This is a genomic window from Neisseria sp. P0021.S007 (genome assembly GCF_051956855.1).
Map to the genome: position 1 here is coordinate 1 of NZ_JBQCXA010000553.1, position 680 is coordinate 680.

1 pseudogene is annotated in these 680 nt (G+C 48.5%); it reads right to left on the minus strand.

The annotated features are described in order from the left end of the window. Positions 1–680, minus strand: a pseudogene (locus tag ACTHUR_RS14570) (hypothetical protein); the annotation flags it as partial.

Below are 680 nucleotides of genomic sequence, written 5' to 3' on the forward strand. Positions count from 1 at the left end.
CATCCGTACCGGCCGCAACGTTGGTAATCTTGTTGCCGCCATTGTTCAAGCCAGCCTTGGTCAGGTTCACATCACCTGCTTTCAAGCCGTCTTTGTTCAATGCAACATCATCGCCAACTTTCACACCGTCATTATTCATCACGGTATCACCTGCGGTAACGCTGTCAACTTTCAGGTTTTTATCGGTAGCCACTTTGTAAATGGTTTGGCCATTGGCGCCGACATCCTGAGTAACAACAATGTTATCGCCTTGAACGACTTCGGTCTTAGCCGCAGCCGCAGCTTTGTTCAACTGAGCAACATTCACCGCATCAGTATCATCGGTACCGGCTGCAACGTTGGTAATCTTGTTACCGCCGTTGTTCAAGCCGGCTTTAGTCAGATTGACATCGCCAACTTTCACGCCATCGGTATTAACTGTGGTATCGCCGGCTTTCACGCTGTCTACTACCAAGTCTTTAGCCAATTTGACTTCCAACTTATCAGAGCCATTCGCTACAACGCCGATATTGCCGTCTGAAAGTTTGGCTGCATCGGTTTGACCGCCAACAATATTCAGCTTCGTACCCGGTTTGCGTTCAACGTCTTTGCCGCTGTCGCCGCCGAAAGTCAAAGGCAGATTGGCAGTTGCATTAACGGCTTTGATTGCATCGTGGATATTGTTTTTACTGGTATTGCTA